General features: G+C 57.5%; 6 protein-coding genes. All 6 read right to left on the reverse strand.

What is annotated here, in order from left to right:
- Positions 1–360 precede the first annotated feature (360 nt).
- Complete coding sequence (gene cyoE, locus ACW9HW_RS28130; protein WP_095193826.1) at positions 361–1,248, reverse strand: heme o synthase; 888 nt, start codon at positions 1,246–1,248, stop codon at positions 361–363.
- Between the two features lie 11 nt (positions 1,249–1,259).
- Positions 1,260–1,595 (reverse strand): cytochrome o ubiquinol oxidase subunit IV, encoded by a 336-nt coding sequence (gene cyoD, locus ACW9HW_RS28135; protein WP_095193827.1) that lies wholly within the window; start codon positions 1,593–1,595, stop codon positions 1,260–1,262.
- Positions 1,595–2,221 (reverse strand): cytochrome o ubiquinol oxidase subunit III, encoded by a 627-nt coding sequence (locus ACW9HW_RS28140; RefSeq protein ID WP_095193828.1) that lies wholly within the window; start codon positions 2,219–2,221, stop codon positions 1,595–1,597. Before ACW9HW_RS28140 ends, cyoD begins: the two co-directional genes overlap by 1 nt.
- A 3-nt stretch (positions 2,222–2,224) precedes the next feature.
- On the reverse strand, positions 2,225–4,255 hold the full coding sequence (gene cyoB, locus ACW9HW_RS28145) for a cytochrome o ubiquinol oxidase subunit I (RefSeq protein ID WP_095193829.1): 2,031 nt from the start codon (positions 4,253–4,255) through the stop codon (positions 2,225–2,227).
- A 3-nt stretch (positions 4,256–4,258) separates the two neighbouring features.
- Positions 4,259–5,194 carry a ubiquinol oxidase subunit II gene (gene cyoA / locus ACW9HW_RS28150; RefSeq protein ID WP_095193830.1) on the reverse strand — a complete coding sequence of 312 codons (936 nt, stop codon included), beginning with the start codon at positions 5,192–5,194 and terminating at the stop codon, positions 4,259–4,261.
- Between the two features lie 826 nt (positions 5,195–6,020).
- Positions 6,021–6,530 carry a disulfide bond formation protein B gene (locus tag ACW9HW_RS28155; RefSeq protein ID WP_095193831.1) on the reverse strand — a complete coding sequence of 170 codons (510 nt, stop codon included), beginning with the start codon at positions 6,528–6,530 and terminating at the stop codon, positions 6,021–6,023.
- Between the last annotated feature and the right edge of the window lie 223 nt (positions 6,531–6,753).

Raw genomic sequence — 6,753 nt, forward strand, 5'->3', positions numbered from 1 at the left:
CGAAGAGGCCGCCCCATCCAGCATCAATGTCGCCTGAGACACCGCCTTCGCGAGCAGGCTCGCTCCCACAGGGGATCAGCGCCATGCTGGAAATTGCCGGCAACGTTGAATCAATGTGGGAGCGAGCCTGCTAGCGAAGGGGCCGCCACACCCAGCATCCATGTCGCCAGACACACCGCCTTCGCGAGCAGGCTCGCTCCCACAGGAGGTCAGCACCAAACTGAAAACCGGGACGACACCGAACCCGTGTGGGAGCGAGCCTGCTCGCGAAGACGGCAACTCGATCCACCAGAAATCCCCCAACAAAAAACCCCGCTCCTTCTCTCAAAGGGCGGGGTTTTTCTTTATCGCGTCCGACGCTTAAGGCGCGTACGTCACCAGCAACTCGGTCGGCACTTTGAAGTCCAGGGACATCGCCACGCTCAACGCGGTAATGGTGAAGATCGAGAACACGAACAGCTTGCGTGCCCAGACGGTGTCATCCACGGCCTTGTAGCCGGTCCAGGCCATGTACAGCCAGTACATGCCCATGGCCGCGGCGACGGCGAGGTAGCTCATGCCGGCGTAGCCGCTGAAGGTCAGCATCAAGGTCGCCACGAGGAAGGCCAGGATGTAGATCAGGATGTGCTTCTTGGCCACTTGAATCCCGCGCTTCACTGGCAGCACCGGAATCGATGCGGCCAGGTAATCGTTGAAGCGGAAGATCGCGATGGCGTAGGAATGCGGCATCTGCCACAGGCTGAACATCACCAGCAGGGTCAGCGCGGCCATGTCGAAGGTGTTGCTCACCGCGACGTAGCCGATCACCGGCGGCATGGCGCCCGACAGGCTGCCCACGAGCGTGCCGTGAACCGACTTGCGCTTGAGGTACAGGCTGTAGAAGCCGACGTAGATGACAAAACCGATCACCGCGAACAGCGCGGCCAACGGGTTGGCCACCGTGTACAGCAACGCCACGCCAGCGATACCCAGGACGGTCGCATAGGCCAGGGCCAGTTTCAGGGAGATGAGGCCCTGGACCAGCACCCGGTTCTTGGTGCGTTCCATCTTCAGGTCGATGTCGCGGTCGATGCAGTTGTTGAACACGCAACCGGAGGCGACCACCAGGGACGTGCCGATCATGGCGGCCAGGAAGATGGCCAGATCGACATGCCCTTTGGAGGCCAGGAAAAATCCGCCTGCCACAGAAAGCACGTTACCGAAAATGATCCCCGGTTTGGTGATTTGGATAAAGTGCTTAAAGGACATCCGGACTTACCTCACTTCGCCATCATGAACGTGTGGATGCTGAACATGATCCAGATCGACAGGCCAACCAGCAGCAGGATCACGATGGCCGTAAAGACGAACGCAATCACGTTGTTACGCTGAGCCACGGAACGGTCCAGGTGCAGGAAGTAATACAGGTGAACAATCACCTGGATCACTGCGAACAGCAGGATAATTGCCAGCGTCGTGGCCTTCGGCAGGCTCGGGTACATCACCAGGCCGAACGGGATGACGGTCAGGATCACCGACAGGATGAAGCCGATGGCGTACGACTTTACGCTGCCGTGGCCAGCATCATGGCTGTCATGGGAGTGTGCATTAGCCATTACAGAGTCCCCATCAGGTAAACAACGGTGAAGACGCAGATCCAGACCACGTCCAGGAAGTGCCAGAACAGGCTCAGGCAGCTCAGGCGGGTCTTGTTGGTCGACGTCAGGCCATGTTTGTTGACCTGGTACATCATGATGCCCATCCAGATCAGACCTGCGGATACGTGCAGACCGTGGGTACCGACCAGGGTGAAGAACGCCGACAGGAAGCCGGAACGGCTAGGACCGAAGCCCTCGGAGATCAGCAAGTGGAACTCGTTGATCTCCATGGCGATGAAGCCGGCGCCGAGCAGGAAGGTCATGAACAGCCAACCCAGAACCTGCTGCTTCTTGCCTTTGTACAACGCCAGCATGGCGAAGCCGTAGGTGATCGAACTGAACAGCAGCAGAGCGGTTTCGCCCAGTACGTATGGCAGTTCGAAGATGTCGTGGCCCGACGGGCCACCCGCTACGTTGTTAACCAGTACCGCGTACACCGCGAAGATCGACGCAAACAGAATGCAGTCGGTCATCAGGTAGAGCCAGAAACCGTATACGGTCATCTCGCCCGAGTCGTGGTGGTGGTCATCGTGCCCGTGGTCATGACCATGGGCGTGTCCAGCATTGGTCACTAAGTTCGACATGGTTTAAGCCTGTTCCAACGAGGTTTCAACACGGGTGGCGGTGGCTGGGACTTTCCCGGCCGCTACCAGACGCTTGTGCTGCTCGGCTTCGATGCGCTCGATCACGTCGACCGGCACCATATAGCCTTGATCATCACGGGCCGCGTGGATCACGAAATAGATCACGGTGCCGGCCAGGCTAGCGATTGCCAGCCACCAGATGTGCCAGATCATCGCGAAACCGAACACGGTCAACAGAGCACCCATGACCAGGCCGGTCGCGGTGTTGTTCGGCATGTGGATCGGTTGGTACCTGGCCGGAGCCTTGTACGCGGTACCGTTTTCCTTGGCTTCGGTGAACGGGTCGATCACGTCGGCTTTCGGCAGCACGGCGAAGTTGTAGAACGGAGGTGGCGACGAGGTCGACCATTCCAGGGTATGGGCATTCCACGGGTCGCCGTGTTCGCACATGTTCTCTGGCTTCTTGCGGTCACGCACACTCACGTAGAGCTGGATCAGCTGGCAAGCGATACCCACGGCGATCATCACCGCACCGAACATGGCAACGTACAGGTACGGTACCCACTCAGGGTTGGTCGTGGCGTTCAGACGACGGGTCATGCCCATGAAGCCCAGTGCATAGAGCGGCATGAAGGCGACGAAGAAGCCCGAGATCCAGAACCAGAACGCTGCTTTACCCCAGCCTTCGTGCAGCTTGAAGCCGAACGCTTTCGGGAAGTAGAAGCCGAAGCCTGCGATGTAACCGAATACTGCGCCGCCGATGATCACGTTGTGGAAGTGCGCGATCACGAACAGGCTGTTGTGCAGAACAAAGTCAGCACCCGGAATGGCCAGCAGTACGCCGGTCATGCCGCCGATGGCGAAGGTCACCATGAAGCCCAGGGTCCAGAGAACCTGGCTGGTGAAGCGCAGACGGCCCTGGTAGATGGTGAACAGCCAGTTGAACAGTTTCACACCCGTCGGGATGGAAATCAGCATCGTCGCCAGACCGAAGAAGGCGTTGACGCTGGCACCCGAACCCATGGTGAAGAAGTGGTGCAGCCAAACCATGAAGCCCAGGACCGAGATCGCGCCCGATGCGTAGATCATCGAGTGGTGGCCGAACAGTTTCTTGCCCGAGAAAGTCGAGATGACTTCGGAGAAGATACCGAACGCCGGCAGGATCAGGATGTAAACCTCGGGGTGACCCCAAGCCCAGAACAGGTTGACGTACATCATCGGATTGCCACCAAGTTCATTGGTGAAAATGTGGAAATCCATGTAACGGTCAAGCGTCAGCAACGCCAGGGTAGCGGTCAGGATCGGGAACGAAGCCACGATCAGGACGTTGGCCCAGGTGCAGGTCCAGGTGAAGATCGGCATGTCCATCAGTTTCATGCCAGGGGTACGCATTTTCAGCACGGTGGCCAGGAAGTTGACCCCCGTCAACGTTGTCCCCAGACCCGATAGCTGCAGCGCCCAGATGTAGTAGTCCATCCCCACGCCAGGACTGTACTGCAGGCCCGACAGCGGCGGATAGGCAACCCAACCGGTCTTGGCGAATTCGCCGACGCCCAGGGACAGGTTGATCAGCACCACGCCGGAAACCAGCAGCCAGAAGCTCAGGGAGTTCAGGAACGGATAGGCAACGTCACGCGCGCCGATCTGCAGCGGCACTGCAAGGTTCATCAGGCCGGTGAAGAATGGCATCGCCATGAAGATGATCATGATCACACCGTGAGCGGTGAAGATCTGGTCATAGTGTTCAGGTGGCAGGTAACCAGGCGAACCTTCGGTGGCCATGGCCAACTGGGTACGCATCATGATGGCGTCGGCAAAGCCGCGCAGCAGCATGACCATGGCGACGATGATGTACATCACGCCGATTTTCTTGTGGTCGACCGACGTCAGCCACTCGGTCCACAGGTAGGTCCACTTCTTGAAGTAGGTGATTGCAGCGAACAGTGCCACACCGCCGAGCGCGATCATGGCGATGGTGACCATCACGATCGGCTCGTGGAACGGGACCGCTTCCCAACTTAATTTACCAAACATCGTTTACTCCTCTGCCCCGGCAGCTGAATGCGAGTTCATGTCCGTAGCGGCCACTTCTTTCTCTTTCTTCTCGTGCTTGACCTTAGGACCCGGTTTCATGCCTTCGTACTTGTCGACGATGGTCTGGAACAGGTTCGGCGTAACCGAGGAGTAGAGCTCGACTGGGTTGTTCTGGCTCTGCTTGGCAAGAGCTGCGTATTCAGCCTGTTCAAGCTTTTTAGGTGCCTTTTTGACTTCACTTACCCAGGCGTCGAATTCTTCCTGGGTCGTTGCGGTCGCTTTGAATTTCATACCGGTGAAACCGGCACCGCTGTAGTTTGCGGAGATACCGTCCATTTCAGCGTTCTCGTTGGCGATCAGGTGCAGCTTGGTCTGCATGCCCGCCATCGCGTAGATCTGGCCGCCCAGGGCCGGGATGAAGAACGAGTTCATCACAGCGTCCGAAGTGATCCGGAAATTGATCGGCGTGTGCGCCGGGAACACGATCTTGTTGACCGTGGCAATGCCTTGTTCCGGGTAGATGAACAGCCACTTCCAGTCCAGCGCGACCACTTCGATGGTCACAGGCTTGACGTCGGATTCCAGCGGCTTGTATGGGTCCAGGGCGTGGGTCGACTTGTAGGTGATGTAACCCAGGGCAATGATGATCAGCACCGGAACAGTCCACACCGCGATCTCGATCTTGGTGGAGTGATTCCATTTCGGCGTGTAGGTCGCGCTGGTGTTGGAGGCGCGGTATTTCCAGGCGAACAGGAAGGTCATGATGATGACCGGAATCACGACCAACAGCATCAGCAGCGTTGCGGTGATGATCAGGTTTCGCTCATCCAGGCCAACCTGGCCCTTGGGATTGAGCAAGGTCATGTTGCAGCCTGACAGCAACAACGTGCCGATCAGCGGCAATAAGCCTAGTAGTCTGGGGTACCTGTTTTTACTCATCTCACGACCTCTAAAGCAGCTTGCGCAATGCAGTTGGGTTTTGATCGCCAACACTTCACCCTGCCAAGGGTTGGCATTTTTCTTGGATTGAATAAGGGCTGCCCGTCGAGCGTCAGACGCGTTTCGACAAATCCTGGGCCAGCGTTGAGTTCTTATTCGAATTCGTGGTCAAAGGCCTTGTTACAGACCAATTCCATTTGGTGCGGATAGTTGGAGGCACCGACACCTGGGAGTCGCATGAAGCCGCCCGGCCTCTCGACACCCTGTTCCTGCTCAAGCACCTGTGGGTGTGAGCAGCGCCGGGAATTCAGTGCGGGCGATTGTAGTTATGTAGCGTTTTTTAAACCATGTCTCATCCCGAAATAATTTATATCCCGAGCCGCAACAATCCTTCGCGGAACTCGTAAAAGTCGCGCATGTTATCGAAATTGATTCTCAACAAAAACACCAAAAATAGTAGGTCTACCACCGGCAATTCAGACAGTATCGTGGGCTCGACAGCCTGTCAGGATCCTGCCCAAGCCCCCATATCGCGGGGGCTCTGGCAAATCGCCAGCCCCTGTTAAAACTGCCTGCTGCAGCCTGATGAGGACCAAACAAACTGTTTGAAAAACAGGCCAATTTCGTTGCGTGGTCGAGCACCAATCCGGCGCCTTGAAAGCCGGTGCGACACTCAAGATGTGACAACATGTCGCACACTTGTCGCACCCTTCGTTGCCGCACATCACGGTCTTTTTACCCTCCCTCTGAAAATGCAAAAACGCCCCGGTCCTCTGTTCAAGGACCGGGGCGTTTTTCATTCGCGCCGGCGTTGTCGCCGATGACCTCAGCGCAGTGCTTTGCGGTTACGCACGGTGAGCAGCGGAACCAGCACCACCACCAGCACGAAGGCGACCAACGCCCACTGCGCCAGCGACAAACCGAGGATCGGCGGGTATGGCGTAGAGCAGAAGCCGTCGACCTGGAAGCCCAGCGGGAAGATCTTCGCCAGCGGCAAGCCATCGACAATCGGCTGCAGCACATCGACGCCGCAACTCACGGCCGGATAGAACTGCGTGTAGACGTGATGCCCTGCTACACCGACACCTGCCAGCGCGCAGATCACCACCAGGGTTTCAAACACCGTGATGCTGCGACGACTGTGCATGGCCGCACCGACAAAGGCGAAGATCGCGATCAACAGCAAGGCATAACGTTGCAGGATACACAGCGGGCAAGGCGCCTCGCCCAGCACGATTTGCATGTAAAGCGCACCGCCGATCAGCGCCAGGCAGATGATGCCCAGCAATACCAGATAGCGCCGTTCACGCCCCAACCGCATTGTTTCCTCGCTCATCGCGTTTCCCTTAAAAATATCGATTGCCGCCAGTCTACACGCTGAGTTTGCTCTTGGAGAGCCTGGTGCGTAATGGAGGATGTCGGGGGGAATAGACGATAGGCGGGTTAAGAAGGGATTAACTTTCGAGCGGTTTTCAGCATTTGAAACCGTGGTGCGGCATTCGCGAGCAGGCTCGCTCCCACAGTGGATCTACGCCAGGCATAAAGACTGTGTTCGCTGA

Source organism: Pseudomonas sp. SDO5532_S415, from assembly GCF_054071155.1.

Coding starts and splice junctions, on each gene's coding strand:
- ACW9HW_RS28155 (WP_095193831.1), bottom strand. CDS start 6,530: ATGAGCGAGGAAACAATGCGGTTGGGGCGTGAACGGCGCTATCTGGTA.
- cyoA (WP_095193830.1), bottom strand. CDS start 5,194: ATGAGTAAAAACAGGTACCCCAGACTACTAGGCTTATTGCCGCTGATC.
- ACW9HW_RS28140 (WP_095193828.1), bottom strand. CDS start 2,221: ATGTCGAACTTAGTGACCAATGCTGGACACGCCCATGGTCATGACCAC.
- cyoD (WP_095193827.1), bottom strand. CDS start 1,595: ATGGCTAATGCACACTCCCATGACAGCCATGATGCTGGCCACGGCAGC.
- cyoB (WP_095193829.1), bottom strand. CDS start 4,255: ATGTTTGGTAAATTAAGTTGGGAAGCGGTCCCGTTCCACGAGCCGATC.
- cyoE (WP_095193826.1), bottom strand. CDS start 1,248: ATGTCCTTTAAGCACTTTATCCAAATCACCAAACCGGGGATCATTTTC.